The organism is Myxococcus sp. XM-1-1-1, assembly GCF_020037095.1.
GTDB classification, from domain to species: Bacteria; Myxococcota; Myxococcia; order Myxococcales; family Myxococcaceae; genus Myxococcus; species Myxococcus fulvus.
Genome location: NZ_JAIQDH010000014.1, coordinates 98,790 through 112,992, shown reverse-complemented (window position 1 = coordinate 112,992; position 14,203 = coordinate 98,790). Strand labels below are relative to the sequence as shown.

9 protein-coding genes and 1 riboswitch are annotated in these 14,203 nt (G+C 70.7%); of the genes, 6 read left to right on the top strand and 3 right to left on the bottom strand.

Annotation, left to right across the window (positions count from 1 at the left end):
* Positions 1-40: 40 nt before the first annotated feature.
* Together K8640_RS25335 and K8640_RS25330 are read right to left on the bottom strand one after the other, a co-directional pair.
* A complete protein-coding gene (locus tag K8640_RS25335) occupies positions 41-2,380 on the bottom strand; it encodes a PAS domain S-box protein (RefSeq protein ID WP_223749417.1) in 2,340 nt (779 codons plus the stop codon).
* Positions 2,381-2,630: 250 nt separating this feature from the next.
* Positions 2,631-3,374: a cyclopropane-fatty-acyl-phospholipid synthase family protein gene (locus tag K8640_RS25330; protein ID WP_223749416.1), complete on the bottom strand. Its 744-nt coding sequence runs from the start codon at positions 3,372-3,374 to the stop codon at positions 2,631-2,633.
* 404 nt (positions 3,375-3,778) lie between these two features.
* On the opposite strand from K8640_RS25330, the gene K8640_RS25325 reads away from it, so the two are divergent.
* The 4 genes from K8640_RS25325 (at position 3,779) to K8640_RS43230 (ending at position 8,682) form a co-directional block, all read left to right on the top strand.
* Positions 3,779-5,278: a M20/M25/M40 family metallo-hydrolase gene (locus tag K8640_RS25325; protein WP_223749415.1), complete on the top strand. Its 1,500-nt coding sequence runs from the start codon at positions 3,779-3,781 to the stop codon at positions 5,276-5,278.
* 144 nt (positions 5,279-5,422) lie between these two features.
* Complete coding sequence (locus tag K8640_RS25320; protein ID WP_223749414.1) at positions 5,423-6,541, top strand: hypothetical protein; 1,119 nt, start codon at positions 5,423-5,425, stop codon at positions 6,539-6,541.
* Positions 6,538-7,314 (top strand): hypothetical protein, encoded by a 777-nt coding sequence (locus tag K8640_RS25315; protein ID WP_223749413.1) that lies wholly within the window; start codon positions 6,538-6,540, stop codon positions 7,312-7,314. Before K8640_RS25320 ends, K8640_RS25315 begins: the two co-directional genes overlap by 4 nt.
* Before the next feature lie 141 nt (positions 7,315-7,455).
* Complete coding sequence (locus K8640_RS43230) at positions 7,456-8,682, top strand: adenylate/guanylate cyclase domain-containing protein (RefSeq protein WP_223749412.1); 1,227 nt, start codon at positions 7,456-7,458, stop codon at positions 8,680-8,682.
* A 121-nt stretch (positions 8,683-8,803) separates the two neighbouring features.
* On the opposite strand, the gene K8640_RS25305 is transcribed toward K8640_RS43230, so the two are convergent.
* On the bottom strand, positions 8,804-10,606 hold the full coding sequence (locus tag K8640_RS25305) for an MDR family MFS transporter (protein ID WP_223749411.1): 1,803 nt from the start codon (positions 10,604-10,606) through the stop codon (positions 8,804-8,806).
* Positions 10,607-10,787: 181 nt separating this feature from the next.
* Positions 10,788-11,002, top strand: a riboswitch (cobalamin riboswitch).
* Between the two features lie 264 nt (positions 11,003-11,266).
* Between K8640_RS25305 and K8640_RS25300 the strand changes: the two genes are divergently transcribed.
* The gene (locus tag K8640_RS25300) at positions 11,267-12,631 is read left to right on the top strand and encodes an aspartate aminotransferase family protein (RefSeq protein ID WP_223749410.1); all 1,365 of its coding nucleotides are present in this window, start codon (positions 11,267-11,269) and stop codon (positions 12,629-12,631) included.
* Positions 12,628-14,187, top strand: a complete 1,560-nt coding sequence (locus K8640_RS25295) for an aldehyde dehydrogenase family protein (protein WP_223749409.1) — start codon at positions 12,628-12,630, stop codon at positions 14,185-14,187. Before K8640_RS25300 ends, K8640_RS25295 begins: the two co-directional genes overlap by 4 nt.
* Positions 14,188-14,203: the final 16 nt, after the last annotated feature.

The window sequence follows — 14,203 nt, the reverse complement described above, 5'->3', positions numbered from 1 at the left end:
CTCCCTTCAGGGGCGCGCCGGGACATCCGGCGCGGTGGTTTCACTCCAGGCCGGAGACATCACCGTCAACCCCGACGGCCAATACCTCTCCGACCAGCTGCTGAATCATCTGCGCGTCGAACGGCTTCTCGATGCGCGGGTTGGGGATGCGCTCCAGGAACTGCCGCGCCCGGGCCGTGTACGAGCCGCCGGTGATGAAGATGAAGCGCAGGCTCAACCCCGGCTCCCGCTCGCGCACCCGCTCGTAGACGTCCATGCCGGTGATGCCTGGCATCATCAGGTCACAGAAGATGGCGTCGAAGGGAGCGCCCGAGTCCAGCTTCGCCAACGCCTCCTCGCCGCTGCTCACCACCGTCACCTGGTGGCGCTTGCCGATGATGCGCGCCAGCGAGCGACCCACCGCGGGCTCGTCGTCGATGACCAGCATCCGGCCGGCGCGCTCGGACGAGGGCGGCAGCAGCACGGGCACCTCGCGAGGCGCCGCGTCCGCGGGCGCGGGGGGCAGCAGCACGGTGAAGGTCGTCCCTTGGCCCGGCTCGCTGCGCACCGTGATGTCGCCGCCCAGGCCGCGCATGATGCCGTGGCAGATGGACAACCCCAGGCCCGTGCCCGAGCCCACCGCCTTGGTCGTGAAGAACGGGTCGAAGATGCGCGCGAGCACGCTGGGCGGCATGCCGCTGCCCGAGTCGCTCACGTCCACCGCCACGCCCCCGTGGGGCCCCGGGCGCACCCAGAGCGTCACGTGCTGGTTCGTCGGGTCCCCCTCGGGGATGGCCTGCGCCGCGTTGACGACCAGGTTCAGGAACACCTGCCCCAGCCGAGACGCGTCCGCGTGCACCAGCGGCACGTCCTCGTACTTCTTGATGACCTGGGCGCGCGGGCGCAGCTCGCTGGAGGCCAGCTTGAGCGAGAACTCCAGCGACTCGCGCACGTCGAGCAGCTCGCGCCGCTCCTCGTCCTGGCGGGAGATGTACTTCAGGTCCCGGACGATGTTGCGCACGCGGGTGGCGCCTTCGTGCGCCTCCTTGAGCAGCTCCACCGTGTCCTTCAGGGTCATGGACCAGCTCGGCGCCAGTGCGCCGTCGGGCAGCATCCTCCCCAGCTCGCCGCCCAGCCGGTGCATCGCGTCCAGGGCCGACTCCAGGTTGGCCATGACGTAGGTGAGCGGGTTGTTGATTTCGTGGCCCACGCCCGCGGCCAGCGTGCCCGCGAGCACCATCCGGTCCGATTGGAGCAGCTGGGCCTGCATGCGCTTGCGCTCGGTGATGTCGCGCGCCATCACGACGACAGCGCCCACGCCGTCGAAGTCCACGGGCAGCCCCGCGCTCTCCGCGTCGAACCAGGTGCCGTCGCGGCGCAGGTAGCGGATCTCGCGCAGCGGGGCCAGCTCGCCCCGGGCCACCACCGCGTGCACGCGCTGGCGCACCATGTCCAGGTCGTCCGGGTGGACGATGGTCCAGATGGACCGGCCGATGAGCTCGCTGGCGTGCTCGTACCGCAGCGCGCGCAGCAGCGTGGGGTTCACGTACACGAAGCGCTGGTCGCGGTGGACGAAGATGACCTCGGGCGCCGTCTCGATGAGCTTGCGGAAGCTCTCCTCGGAGCGGTGCAGGGCCTCCTCGGTGCGCTTGCGCTCGGTGACGTCCTCGAAGGCGAACAGCCGGTAGCGGGACTCGTCGCCGCTGGCGCCCATGGGCGTGGATAGCCGGCGCAGGGTGCGGCCGTTGGTCAGCTGCGCCTCGTCCGCGTGCAGCGGAGGCGGGGTGTCTGCCTCCGTCGGGGAGACCAGGCGCAGCACGCTCGCGGCCTCACCCGCGCGCAGGCAGTGGCCGAGCACATCCTCGTGGGTCACCTGCCCCTTGCGGATGGCGCTCTCCAGCGACTCGATGCCCCACAGCTGGCAGAAGCGGCGGTTGGCGTAGAGCACCGCGCCCGTGCGCACCTCCACCACGTAGAGGCCCAGGGGCAGGCTGTCGCTCATCGCCCACGGCGGCAGCGGACCGCCGGGCTCGGAGGTGGTGGGGCCGGGCTCGAGCGCGGGAGGCGACTCCAGCCTGCGCACCGTGCAGTACAGCGGGCCGCCCACCGCGGAGCAGGCCACGCTCCACACCAGCCACGCCCACGTGCCGTCCCGACAGCGCCACCGGCAGGAGAAGCGGGTGGTGCCCATCCTCCGCGCCAGCGACTCCAACCGGGAGTCCACCTGGGCGAGGTCCTCGGGATGGATGAAGCCCCGATAGCCCTCCAGCCGCAGCTCCGTGGGAGACCAACCCACCGTCACGTTCCAGGCCGGGTTGGCTTCCAGAATCCGTCCCTGCGAGCCCAGCACCGCGAACAGCTCGGTCGAGAGCTCGAAGAATCGGTGAGCCCACTGCTCCATCAACATTGCGTTCCTTCGACGTCCTGAGGCTCGACACACCACGGCCCTGGGGGGAGGTCATGGCGTCGCTGGGGTGCGTGACGGGGACTAACGTGCCTTCAGCGACATAGACACCATTTCTGGAAAAAATGCATGTCCGTATTTCTTTGACCCAGGGGAGTGAGTGGGTGCCCGGGTGCAGGGCAACCACAGGGCCGAGCCCTGACGGTGGGGCTCAATTCCTGTCGCATTCCTGGAACCGCGCGAGCGCTCAAGTGGGGCGGCGCAACAGATAGAAGACGTAGCCGTAGGCGTGGCCATGGTGACGGTAGAGGTCCGTCTCGCGGTGGGCGCCGGCGATGACCTGGCGGAGGGGCTCGTCGGCGGTGGGGGCGAGGCGCCGGGCGCGCTCGAGCAGCGGGGTGTAGTAGTCGTCCCACCACGCGGAGGGCGGGAGGGTGAAGGTGTCCAGCACCTCCATGCCCGCGGCGAGCGCGGCGGCGCGGTTCTCCTCGACGGTGCCCATGGTGGGGTAGCCCTCGGTCCAGAACTCCACGGCCTCGGCGGGGCGGGTGTCGGTGAGCCAGGTGCACTCGGTGATGGCGGCGAGGCCGCCGGGTGCGAGCAGAGGCCGCCAGCGCGTGAGGCCGGGGCCGAAGCCCAGATGGTAGATGGCGCCCTCGGACCAGAGCAGGTCCACGGATTGGTGGGGGAGGTCGAGCGCACCCATGTCCTGACAGCGTGTCTGGATGAAGGCTTGCAGTCCTCGCGCGCGGGCGTCCTGCTCCAACTGCTGGAGGAAGGGTGGGTGGAGATCCACCGCGAGGATGTGGGTCCGCAAGGCTTCTGCGAGCGCCAGCGTCTGTCTTCCGTTGCCGCAGCCCAGGTCCACGACGCGGGGGGCGGGTGGCAGGGAGGGGAGGCGTCCCAATGCCTCACGTGTGCAGGCATCACTGCCAGGGCCCAACCGTGGCAGGTCGCTGTAGAGGGTGAAGAAGGCTTCGTCTGTCGTCATGGGCTCGTTCTTCGCTGAAGACCACAGTTGCCCACCCGTGGATGGCGCTGTGGCTGTAAAATTGAACCACTTCCTGGGAAAAGATTGTCCGCTTGTACGCTGAGTGAGGTGCCGGGCTTGACGGCGTTGCGAATGATCTTCAACATGCCCGCCACGTTTCCTCCCAAAGAGTGAGACGCAGCGGCGGCTATCGCCTCCCCCAAAAGCGATACCGCCGTATGAAGTCCCAGTTGAGCCCCGCGCGCCGCGTTCCCCCTCTCGGCGCGCGGTGGCCCCTGGGATTCTCCGAAATCCTCTCCAGCTTCACCAGGCAAGCGTCCGTGACTCGCACGGTGCGTCGAGCGCATCTGGCTTGCGAGCCCTGAGGGCCGGGCGGAGAGTGGGCGCCTCTTCCGGAGGTCCTCTTGCCCGTCTCCACGCTCATCCTGTCGTCATCCCTGGCGCTGCAGCTCGTGTCGGGCGCCGCCCCCGCCGCTCCCGCGAAGCCCCAGGCCCCCGCGAAGTCCGCCGCGCCCGCGAAGAAGGCGTATGCGCCGCCGCTGGCCGTGGCGGAGAAGCTGGTGGGCCCCGCGCTGACGGAAGGACACTCCTACGCGCGGCTCGCGGAGCTGACGGATGGGATTGGCCCGCGCCTGTCGGGCTCCGAGGGCGCCGCCGCCGCGGTGCAGTGGGCCCTCAAGAGCTTCAAGGCCGACGGCGTGAAGGCATGGACCGAGCCCGTGAAGGTGCCTCGCTGGGTGCGCGGCGAGGAGCGCGCGGAGATTCTCCCTTCCGCCACCACGCGCGGCCATCCGCTGTTCATCCTCGCGCTGGGTGGCAGCCCGCCCACGGCCCCCGAGGGCCTCACCGCCGAGGTGGTGGAGGTGACGTCGCTGGAGGCGCTCGCCACGCTGGGTGACTCGGTGAAGGGGAAGATCGTCTTCTTCAACCACACCATGTCGTCGCCCGCGGACTACGGCCGCTTCGCGGGGCTGCGCGGCCGAGGCCCGGCGCTCGCGGCGAAGGCGGGCGCGGTGGGCTCGCTGGTGCGCTCGCTGGCCACGGCGTCGCTGCGCACGCCGCACACGGGCTCCACCCGCTTCGATGACGAGGGGCCTCGCATCCCCGCCGCGTCGGTGACGACGGAGGAGGCGGACCAGCTGCACCGCCTGCTCGCGAAGGGCCCGGTTCGCGTGAAGATGGTGCTCGGGTGCTCGGAGCTCCCGGACGCGGACTCGCACAACGTGGTCGCGGAGATTCGGGGCCGCGAGAAGCCGCAGGAAATCGTCCTCATCAGCGCGCACCTGGACTCGTGGGACGTGGGGACGGGCGCGCATGACGACGGCGCGGGCGTGGTGATGGTGATGGAGGCCGCGCGGCTCATCGCGAAGCTGCCCCAGGCGCCCCGGCGCACGGTGCGGGTGGTGCTGTACATGAACGAGGAGAACGGCCTGCGCGGTGGCCGCGCGTACGCGGAGGCGCACGCGGCGGAGCTGTCCAAGCACGTGGCCGCCATGGAGATGGACTCGGGTGGCGGGCGGCCGGTGGCGGTGAGCCTGCGCTCTGGGCCGGGTGGCAAGGAGCTGCTGGAGCCGTGGCTGTCGCCGCTGGTGGCGCTCGGCGCGGCGCAGTTCTCCCCGCGCGAGGCCGGGGGCGCGGACATCAGCCCGCTGCTCCCCGCGCGCGTGCCGTTCTTCGGCGTGGAGGTGGACGCGAGCCGCTACTTCGATGTGCACCACACGCACGCGGACACGTTGGACAAGGTGGACCCGCAGGACCTGGCGCGCAGCACGGCCGCCACCGCGTGGGTGACGTATGCGATGGCCGAGTCCCCGGACACGCTCGCGCGGCCGGAGGCTCCGGCTGCGCCCCCGGGTGGCGGGGCTCCCGTGGCCGCCCCTGCGAAGGCCTCGTCTGGGCACTGAGCAGGGGAGGGGCTCGGGATTCCGAGCCCCTCCGTGGCGCCTGAGGGGCTCCAGGGCCGGTGACTCAATTTTGTCGATAATCACGAGATGGCTATCAGCGGACTGGCTGATTGCTAGGAATCGTAGCAGTATCGACAAAATTGAATGAAGCCCGATAGACCCCACTTCAGGGAAGAGTTCTGGAAGGACCCGCCGACGCTTCCGGCGGGCGTGGAGCTGGTGCGTCAGGAGGGGTTGATCATCCCGCGGACCGGTCCGGGAGGGGAGTCGGCTTATGACCTCGCGGAGGTCCGACTTCCGGAGGCCAGGGTCCCGGTGCTGTTGAGCTACCGCGCGCCCCTGTTCCCCGCGCAGGTGGTGGCCCAGAAGGACAAGCTGCTGTCGCTCCGCGAGCAGCTTCGTCACCGGGAAACGGACTTCGACAAGCTGCCGACCTTCCGTGTGCCGATGCTCGTCACCGACTCCGCGTCGCCTCGCGTGGTCGAGGCCTGCGCGAACGAAGAGCTCGCGCTGGTGGATCAACGCGGCACGTTCTTCCTGCGCACCGGGAGCACCTTCATCCGGATTCAGGGGCGCGGCTCCTCGAACCGCGTCCCTCGCGAGCCGGTGTTCCACGGCAAGGGCAGTCGCATCGTGCGCGCGCTGCTCGAGTCCCCCGGCCGTCGCTGGACGGTGCGCGCCCTCTCGGACCAGACCCAGACGAGCTACGCGTATGCGCATGGGGTCATCAAGCGACTCACCCAGGAGGGACTGGTGGACGTCGGTGGCGGCGTGCGCCTTCGCGAGCCCGTGGGTCTGCTCAAGACATGGATGAAGCACGGACGTCCCACGGCCATCTCGAAGGAGGGGTTCAACGCGCCCTCCACGACGTCCCAGGCGCTCGAGGCGGGGTATCGGAGGCTGAGCTCCCAGGGGATTCGCTCCATCTTCTCCCTGGCGAGTGCCCTTGAACCCGAGGAGCGGTTCGTCTCGGGGCTGCCCCACGGGCTCTATCTCTCCGGTTCGCAGGAGGCGGCCATCCGCGCCTTCGAGCTGCGCCGGATGACGCCGCACAACTTCTGGATTCTCCGCGCGGAGCCCTCCGCGGAGACGGAGGTGGGAGGCATCTATTCCAGTCCGCGCGCCCTCCCGCATGGCCCGGGCGTGGCGCTCCCCCAACTGGCCGTGGACTTCCAGCACAGCGGCGGGCGTGGTGAGGAACAGGCGGACGAGCTGCTGCGTCGCTTCGCGAGGTCGTTGCCGCTCGTCGAGGACTTCGAGTGACCGACGAGGAGCGGTTCGACGAAATCCTGGGCGAGCTCCGGGAGCTGTTGCTCGACCTGGGAGCGCTGTCGACGCCCGTGATGCTCATCGGTGGACAGGTGCTCGCGTTGGAGTCGAAGCGCCGCGGAGGCTCGGGGGTCATCGCCGTCGAGACGGACACGGGCGTGGCCGTGGAGCGGGGGTTCTCGTTCGAGCCCGACCTGCTGTTCGACATGGACGGCTCGGAGTTCATGGCGGGCCGGCTCCCCGAGGTCTTCTCGGAACGAGGCTTCTCCCGACGCTCGAAGGGTTATCGTTGGTCGAAGGACCTGCCCAGTGGTCAGCGCATGGACCTGGACCTCTTCGCGCCAGGGGATGTGGAGGTCGACGCGCTCCCCACGCAGATGACGCCGCTGCTGGACTCTCGCGTCGCCCTGCGTCGGAGCCAGCAGGTGTCGCTCACCGTGGGCGGAAAGTCCCTGGCGATTCTGTTGCCCGACGCGGTGGGCTTCCTCACGATGAAGGAGCGCGCCAAGCGTGAGCATCGTCCCGAGAAGTCCAAGGACAGCTTCGACATGTTCGTCTACGTCAAGCTGGTGGGCGCGCAGTCCACGCGCGAGGCGATCGACTCGGCGGGTGACGAGGGTGAGCGGCTGCGAGCGCGGCTGAAGACGCTCTTCTGGAGCAGGGACGCGGCGGGCGTTCAGGATGTCCTCACGTACGCGTCGCAGCATTCCTCCGACGAGCAGGAGTTGTTGGCGCAGGCCGTCGTCGACCTGTTCGACGAGCTGTGAGGTCCACGCACACTCGGGGGAGGGGCGGCGGGGACAGGCACCCGCCCGCTCGCTCTCCGAGGTCTCCGTTGACGCTCCGGGTTCGTCATGGTTGCTTCGCGCCCGGCCCGGCTCGGCCCGCCGGGGGGTGGTGAGTGCCTCGTGAAAGTGAATGCCGGAGACTCGCGAAGCCTTCGCGACCATGCCTTCTCCTCCGTGGTGGGCTGGCTCGCCGTGGAAGCAAGGCGTCTGCCCAATCCCGTGCCGCTGCTGTCGGGCCTGTGTGAACGGCTGACCGCGTGCGGTGTGCCCGTGTCGCGCGCCTCCATCGTCCTCTTCACGCTGCACCCGCTCCTGCACGCCCGGAGCTTCCGCTGGCGCGTCGGACATGGCGCCACCGCCGAGGTCCACCCCCACGGCCTCCAGCACCTGCCCGCGTTCTCGAAGAGCCCCTTCAAGGCCCTGCGCGAGGGGCTGCCCGTCATCCACCGCCGCCTGGAGCAGCCGCTCCCGGACGGCGACTTCCCCATGTTCACCGAGCTGCGCGCCGAGGGGCTCACCGAGTACCTCGCGCTGCCGGTGTGCTTCAGCGATGACTCGCGCCACGGCGTCTCCTGGGCCACCTCCGAGCCCGGGGGCTTCACGGACGCGCACCGTGCCCTGCTCCACGAGCTGCAGCCCATCCTGGAGCTGGTGCTGGAGGTCTTCGCGCGCAAGGACATGACGGGCGTGCTGCTCGACACGTACCTGGGCCGCGACGCGGGGCGCCGCGTCCTCCAGGGACAGATTCGGCGCGGCGACGGCGAGACGACCTCCGCCGTCATCTGCCTGAGCGACTTGCGCAGCTTCACCGCGCTGTCGGATGCGCTGCCCCGCGACGCATTGCTCGAGCTGCTCAACGCCTACTTCGAGACGATGGTCGGCGCCTTCCACTCGCACGGCGCGGAGGTGCTCAAGTTCATGGGCGACGCCGTGCTGGCCATCTTCCGCATCGACGACCACGCCCTCGTGGAGGACCGCTGCGCCGCCGCCGCGCGCACCGTGCACGAGGCGGTGCGTGCCAGCGAGCAGGACAACGCCTCGCGCCGCCGCAGGGGCCTGCCCACCTACGAGTTCGGCGCGTCGCTCCACGTCGGCGACGTGATGTACGGGAACATCGGCGCGTCGGACCGGCTCGACTTCACCGTCATCGGCCCGGCGGTGAACCTGGCCAGCCGCATCGCGGGCCTGTGCGCGGGGCTCAACGAGCCCGTGCTCCTCTCCGAGTCCTTCGTCTCCCACTACCGTGGCGACGTGAAGGACCTGGGGCACCACCCCGTCAAGGGCGTGCCCCACCCCGTGCGCATCTACACGCTCGACTCGGAGTCCTCCGCGCTCACCGCCGCGTGAGCCCGGCGCTGTCCCGTCCGTGGTGGTGATGCCCGGCACACCGCCACGGTGCCCTCGCGCACTGTCGTGTGCACCGGCGCAAGGCCCGGTCCGCCTCCGTGCGCGTTGCGCGCCGCCGAGCTCATTCCGTGGGTGCCGGTGCCCGCGCGCGCCCGCGTTGCAGGGGTTGTTCGGGCAGCCGCAGTGTCACCAGGAACGCGAGCAGCGCGACGAAGATGGCGCAGCGGTACACCGCCTCCACCGCCCGCGTGAAGGACTCCTTCAGCGCCAGCGCCGTCCGGTCGACCGCCTCCAGCGCCCGCTGTTCCTTCGCGTCCACAGCGGAGAGCGCTGACGCCGCGGCAGGCTGCTCGCGCGCATCGGAGGGCGCCGTTTCCTTCGCACGTTGCTCCCGTACCTCCGGGCGCTGAAGGGCCTGCCGCTCGGCCTCCAGCTCCGCGCGCACGCGCTCCTTCACCTTCTCCGCCTGGAAGGCCGACTGCGCGGGGCCCGCCTCGCTCCCGTCGACACCGGGCACCGCGGACGCCAGCTCGGCGCGCAGCTTCGGCGGCAGTCCCTCCGTGGCGCTCGCCACGCGGGTGCCCAGCTGATGCGACAGCGTCGTCGCGAACACCGCGCCGAGCAGCGCCACGCCCAGCGTCATCCCGAGCTGACGGAAGAACGTGGCCATCGCCGTGGCCACGCCGATGCGCTGGGGTGACACCGCGTTCTGGATGGCCAGCGTGTAGAGCGGAATCGACGGTCCCAGGCCCACGCCCACCAGGACCATCTTCACCGTGACCTCCGTCTGCGTCGACGTGGGCGTCAGCGTGAACCCCATCACCGTGAAGCCCACCATCAACACCACCAGCGAGCCCAGCATCAGCCCCTTGTACCGGCCGATGCGCGACACCAGCTGACCGCTGAGGATGTTGCCCGCCACCACGCCCAACGTCAGCGGCGTCAACGTCAGCCCCGCGTGCGTGGCCGACAGCCCCACCACGTTCACCATGAACAGCGGCAGGAACACCACGCCCGACAGGAACACCGCGCCGATGACGAACACCGCCGCGTTCCCCAGCGCGAACGTCCGGTCCTGGAACAGCTTCAGGTCCAGCAGCGGCTCCTGCGCGCGCCTCTCCTCGCGCAGGAACAACACCGTCCCCACCGCCGCGAGCGCGAACAACCCCAGCACCTGCCACGAGCTCCACGCCCAGCCGCCACCGTGCGCCACCTGCTCCGCGCCACGTCCCAGGCTGAGCGCGAGCAGGAGCGGCACCACCGCCAGCGCCAGCAGCACCGCGCCCGTCACATCCAGCCTCCCGCGCGAGGCCCCCGGCGGCTTGAGCGCCGGCATGCGCGAGAGCACGAGCGCGAGCGCCACCGCGCCCACCGGCAGGTTGATGAAGAACACCCAGTGCCACCCCAGCCGGTCCGTGATGAAGCCTCCCGCCAGCGGCCCCACCACGCTCGACAGGCCGAACATCGCGCCGAACAGGCCCTGGTACTTGCCTCGCTCGCGCGGCGGATAGAGGTCCGCCACCACCGACAGCGACGCGGTGAAGAGCGCCGCGCTGCCCACCCCCTGCACCGCGCGGTACAGGATGAGCGTCAGCGTCGAGCGCGACACGCCGCACAGGAAGCTGCCCAGCAGGAACACGACGATTCCCGCCGCCAGCACCACGCGCCGGCCCAGCAGGTCCGACAGCTTCCCCCACACGGGCACCATCATCGTCGACGCGACCAGGTACGACGTCGTCAGCCATGGATAGAGCGCGGGAGAGATGCCCAGGTCCGCCTGGATGGAGGGACCCGCCGTGGCGACAATCGTCTGGTCCAGCGCCGCGAGCAGCAGCCCGAGCAGCGCGCCCGACATCGTGAACACCCTCTGTGCACGGGTGAACGTGAAGGGCGCGGCGGCGGTGTTCGCGGCGGACGGAGCCATGGTCTGGAGGCGTCCTCCGACGCGGAGCGCCACCGATGAAGGTGACGCCTGCGCGCGGGATGCGCCAGCGCTCATGCACGGCAGGTTGCTCGTCGAACATCCCCGCGCACCGGCAGACGTCACGTCCCCGCGCGTCGAGCGCGCACCGGCGCTTCGCTTGACAGTCCGAAGAGGCGAACAGTACATACCGCCCCATGTTGGTGCTCGGACCTCGGTCCGAGCTTAAAAGGGAACCCGGTTCGAATCCGGGGCTGCCCCGCAGCGGTAAGTGAGAACGAGCCTCGTCATCCGCACTGGTTCCCCTGGGGAGCTGGGAAGCGACGAGTCGTAGGAAGCCGGCCCCCAAGGCCGAAGCGCTCACGAGCCCGAAGACCTGCCCGCATCCGACCGTGGGAGAAATCCACGGACGGTTTCGACCTGGAGCCGCGTGGGACGGCCGGAAGGTTCGAGCGGCGCTCGTGCCTCGACGGGCCCTCACGCACGCTCGACTTCTCCGACCTCCATCCCCCGTGTCTCCAGTCGCCCGTGGGGGCGAAGGTCGGTCCGTGGGCTCCAGTCGGGGCCTGGTGTGCGCTCACGCGCGCATCGTGACTGCCCTTCTTCCACGCGGGAGCCCTGTCGGGCGACCTCCGGTCGTCCGCGCTGCGTGGAGGACGGACGATGCGGGACGAAGCCAGGCACACGGTGCGCTACCCCCAGGGGAACGTGCTGCTGCGCAATCTCGCGCGCGACTTCCCCGTGGTGACGCACGGCCAGGGCGTCCACCTCTTCGACGCGAGCGGCAAGCGCTACCTCGACGCCTCCGCCGGTGCGCTCGTGGCCAGCGTGGGTCACGGCAACCGCGAGGTGGCGGACCGCATCCATGAGCAGCTGCTGCGCGTCGCCTACGTCAACGGCACCCACTTCACCACCGACGTCACCGAGGCGCTCGCCACGCGCCTGTGCGCCCTCGCGCCCCAGGGGCTCACGCGCGCCGCGTTCCTCGGCTCGGGCTCCGAGGCGGTGGAGGCCGCGGTGAAGTTCGTCCGCCAGCTCTGGGTCGAGCGCGGCCAGCCCCAGCGCGGCAAGGTCATCGCGCGCGTGCCCGGCTACCACGGCAACACGCTGTACGCGCTCTCGCTGTCGGGGCGGCCCCACTACAAGACCTTCTTCGGCCCCCTGCTGGCGGAGGTCGTCACCACGCCCGCGCCGTACCCGTACCGCTCCGGGCTGGAGGACTACGCGCGCGACGGCGCCGAGCACTACGCGCGGCTGCTCGAGGAGACGATTCGCCGCGAGGGCCCGGACACCATCGCCGCCTTCATCGCGGAGCCCGTCATCGGCTCGTCCGCGGGCGCGTCGCCTCCACCGCCCGGGTACTTCGAGCGCGTGAGCGCCGTGTGCCGCGAGCACGGCATCCTCACCATCGCCGACGAGGTCATGTGCGGCTGCGGGCGCACCGGCCGCTTCTTCGCCAGCGACCTGTTCCACTTCACCCCGGACGTGCTGGTGCTCGGCAAGGGCATCAGCGGGGGCTACGCGCCCTTGAGCGCGCTGCTCATCCGCGAGGAGCACCTGGAGGAGCTGCGCCGGGGCTCGGGCGGCTTCATGCACGCGCAGACGTACCTCCAGGCGCCCGCGATGACGGCGGCGGGGCTGGCGGTGCTCGACTACTACGAGCGGCACGACCTGGTGGCCCACGCCGGGCGCGTGGGCGCGCACCTCCAGCGCCGCCTGCGTGAGGCGCTGGGCGCGCTGCCGCATGTCGGCTCCGTGCAGGGCGTGGGGCTGATGGCCGGCATCGAGCTGGTCGAGGACACCGCGAGCAAGCGCCCCTTCCCACGCGCGCGCAAGGTCATCGAGCGACTGCTGTCGGCGCTGTTCGAGCGGGGGCTGGTCCTCTGGTCCAACACGGGCCACGCGGACGGGACGAACGGGGACCTGCTCATGGTCGGCCCCCCGTTGGTCATCACCGAGGCGGAGGTCGACGAACTGGTCGACACGCTCGCCCGCGGCATCCACCACTTCTTCCAGGAGGCGTCATGAGTTTCCGCATCACCTACTCGGTGCTGGAGGCGGACCTGTCCGCGCTGCACGCGCAGTTCGACGAGGCGCTCGCCGCCGTGCGCTCGACGCTGGGCGGAGAGCTGCCGTCGTGGCTCGGCGGCGAGGCGTTCCGGAGTGGAGACCTGCTTCAGAGCCGCAACCCCGCGCGGCCGGACGAGCTGCTCGTGTCCGTCCACCGCACGCCCGTGGCCGAGGTGGACCGCGTGGTGCGCGTGGCGCGCGAGGCCCAGCGCGGCTGGGGCGCGACGCCGTGGCAGGAGCGCGTGCGCATCCTCCGCCGCGCCGCGGACCTCATCTCCGAGCGGCGCATGGAGCTGTCCGCGCGCATGACGCTGGAGGTGGGCAAGAGCCGGCTCGAGTCGCTCGGTGACGTGGAGGAGTCCGCGGACCTGCTGCGCTACTACGCGGGTCAGCTCGAGCAGGCGGAGGGCTACTCGCGGCCCATGGCGCGGCTGTCCCCCAACGAGGACACGCGCAGCGTGCTGCGGCCCTACGGCGTCTTCGTCATCATCTCGCCGTTCAACTTCCCGCTCGCGCTCGCGGCGGGGATGAGCGGCGGCGCGCTGCTCGGCGGCAACAGCGTCATCCTCAAGCCCAGCGAGGAGACGCCCTGGTGCGCGGAGGGCCTGTACCAGGCGCTCGTCGACGCGGGCCTGCCTCCGGGCGTCTTCCAGGTCGCGCACGGCGAGGGCGAGGCGGTGGGCGCGGCGCTGGTGCGCCACCCCGGCATCGACGGCGTGTCCTTCACCGGCAGCAAGGCGGTGGGCATGGAGCTGCACCGGCGGATGTCCACGGGCCGCGTGCGGCCGTGCCTCCTGGAGCTGGGCGGGAAGAACCCCGCCATCGTCTGTCGCGACGCGGACCTGGAGGCCGCCATCGAGGGCTGCTTCCGCTCCGCCTTCGGCATGTCCGGTCAGAAGTGCAGCGCCCTGTCGCGCATCTACGTGCACGAGTCGCTGTACAACGCGTTCACCGACGGCCTCGCCGCGAAGGCGCGTGACGCGCGGGTGGGTGACCCGTCGCTCGCGTCCGTCTTCACCGGCCCCGTCATCAACGCGGCGGCGGTGAAGCGCTTCGAGCGCGCGGTGGACGAGGCCCGCCAGGACGGCGCGGTGATTGCGGGAGGTGGACGTCCCCGTCTGGAGGCCGCGCTCGAGGAGGGCCACTTCGTGGAGCCCACGGTGGTGGCGCTCTCGCACGGACATCGCCTCATGCGCGACGAGCTGTTCCTGCCCTTCGTCGGCGTGACGCGCTTCTCGACGTTGGACGAGGCGCTCCTGCGGGCCAATGACTGCGACTACGGCCTCACCGCCGGCATCTTCAGCCGCGATGCCGAGGACGTGGAGCGCTTCATGGCCCAGGCCGAGGCGGGCGTCCTCTACGCCAACCGCCGCACGGGCGCGACGACGGGCGCGTGGCCCGGCGTGCAGTCCTTCTGCGGTTGGAAGGGCAGCGGCGGGTCCGGCAAGGGCGGCTGCGGCCCCTACTACGTCGCTCAATTCATGCGCGAGCAGGCGCAGACACGGATGGGCTGACGCCCTCGACAGGAGA

What these genes read in the sequence shown, in the direction of transcription:
- K8640_RS25330 (WP_223749416.1), bottom strand. Translation starts at nt 3,374, where the DNA reads ATGACGACAGACGAAGCCTTCTTCACCCTCTACAGCGACCTGCCACGG.
- K8640_RS25305 (WP_223749411.1), bottom strand. Translation starts at nt 10,606, where the DNA reads ATGGCTCCGTCCGCCGCGAACACCGCCGCCGCGCCCTTCACGTTCACC.
- K8640_RS25295 (WP_223749409.1), top strand. Translation starts at nt 12,628, where the DNA reads ATGAGTTTCCGCATCACCTACTCGGTGCTGGAGGCGGACCTGTCCGCG.
- K8640_RS25335 (WP_223749417.1), bottom strand. Translation starts at nt 2,380, where the DNA reads ATGGAGCAGTGGGCTCACCGATTCTTCGAGCTCTCGACCGAGCTGTTC.
- K8640_RS25300 (WP_223749410.1), top strand. Translation starts at nt 11,267, where the DNA reads ATGCGGGACGAAGCCAGGCACACGGTGCGCTACCCCCAGGGGAACGTG.
- K8640_RS25320 (WP_223749414.1), top strand. Translation starts at nt 5,423, where the DNA reads ATGAAGCCCGATAGACCCCACTTCAGGGAAGAGTTCTGGAAGGACCCG.